The organism is Paenibacillus sp. DS2015 (assembly GCF_050433705.1).
Lineage (GTDB): Bacteria > Bacillota > Bacilli > Paenibacillales > Paenibacillaceae > Paenibacillus_AQ.
This window is the reverse complement of sequence record NZ_JBNPWS010000080.1, coordinates 1-1,667: the sequence shown is the minus strand read 5'-3', so window position 1 is coordinate 1,667 and position 1,667 is coordinate 1. Positions and strand designations below refer to the sequence as shown.

At 37.0% G+C, this 1,667-nt stretch carries 2 protein-coding genes; both read right to left on the bottom strand.

Annotation, left to right across the window (positions count from 1 at the left end; genetic code table 11):
• Nucleotides 1–174 precede the first annotated feature (174 nt).
• Nucleotides 175–603, bottom strand: a complete 429-nt coding sequence (locus tag J2T13_RS26175; RefSeq protein ID WP_429375643.1) for an NUDIX hydrolase — start codon at nt 601–603, stop codon at nt 175–177.
• Nucleotides 604–1,071: 468 nt separating this feature from the next.
• Nucleotides 1,072–1,524, bottom strand: a complete 453-nt coding sequence (locus J2T13_RS26170; RefSeq protein ID WP_429375642.1) for a VOC family protein — start codon at nt 1,522–1,524, stop codon at nt 1,072–1,074.
• Nucleotides 1,525–1,667 lie beyond the last annotated feature (143 nt).

Sequence of the window (1,667 nt, the reverse complement as noted above, 5' to 3'; positions counted from 1 at the left end):
TTTCTGCTCATATGTTCACGATCGTGGTAGCCTTCATACCGTCGTTATGAAGGCCTTTTTTTCGGGCAACTGCGCAACCAATCCAAAGTGTTATCCGATGCTGCTTTTTTCTTGAGTTACTTACTATCTATAGCTTTTTTTACATCTTGAAAATGCATCTTAGAATTTATCTTATTAATTTCTATCTTTAAATATCATCTTGATCATTGGTGTTACTTCCATTTCTTCTAATTCCTTCAATCTTATCCATCTTGCACCCAATGAATCTTCCTGATCTCCATCTGTTTTCAATTCATAATTATGATTAATTATTTCTACATCGTAGATTATTCCTATATGATGCATTTCCTCTAATTGATTTTCTTGATACGGATAGATCAGTTCATAAGATTCCGCCGTTCTTATTCTTCCCTTGATCTCACCTATTCCCGTTTCTTCTTTCACTTCTCTTCTCAAAGTTTCATATGGCTCTTCTCCGAATTCTATTGTTCCACCAGGTAAATCCCACTTTCCTGTATGTGGACCTCTAGCTTTCTTAATTAAGAGTATTTTATTGTCATGTATTAATACTCCATAAACTCCTAGATGGGTATACTTCTCCATGAAAATCCCCCAATCTGTATCTATCTTGTTCTTTTAAAACATGTTTACTATTTCAATGGTTTGAGAATGCGTATGAATTAATACAAATTCTCCGACTAATTCATTCTCTCGAAAAGCCAAGTAACAATACCCACCGTGAAAATAATCTTCCACTAAATCTCTAGAGGGATCAGCAATTAACAAGAGATCAAACGGAATTTCTTGTTACTTATCTAATAACCTAATAACGATCTGCATTAACTATTACTCTCTTTATAAGCACTTGAAGGGATTTCACATAACATTCCCGCATTCACGAACCCTAAACGACTTAAATGCCGAAGGCCTGAGCGTGATGCGCTTAGTCGGTGCAGGGTTGTCGCCTGCTTCATCTTCCCCGAAATCCCTCTTGGTGACGACCAAGGGACGCTTGCAGCCTGCCGCGTGAATGAATTGCTATATGATGGGATGCCTTCTATGAGTTTACCTTCAAAATATTTTATTGATTTGAAATTCTTCTTTAATTTCATCTTTTGGATCCCATATAGACCACGCTGCTTCTAAAAAATTTCCTTGGTTATCTCTGAAGTAAAAATACTTTGCCTCCCCGGCTCCGAGCGTATGCAAGTCCTCAACTACAATTCCGTTGCCTTTCAAGTAATTATGAGTAAATTCTATATCTGGACAATTGATGGCCATGATCGGAAAGGCTTTTCCGTTCCGAGATATTTCTAATGTCTTGTTGTCTTCAGTCTCTATAAGTAGTAATGCAATAGAATTCTTATGAGGATGATGTAATACTGCCAAAAACGAACCGCGATCTTGGAACTTATTCTTCAATTTAAAATCTAAGTTACGAGTGTACCATTCTATTGATTCATCAATATTTGTAGTCGGTACATAGACATACCCTATCCGTGTAAACGAAAACTCTTTACTCATAAACAACACTCCCTTGATTTAATGGTTATTACAATGCATTGCATCCCTTTCATATAACACTTTGGATTGGTTGCGCAGTTGCCCGAAAAAAAGGCCTTCATAACGACGGTATGAAGGCTACCACGATCGTGAACATATGAGCA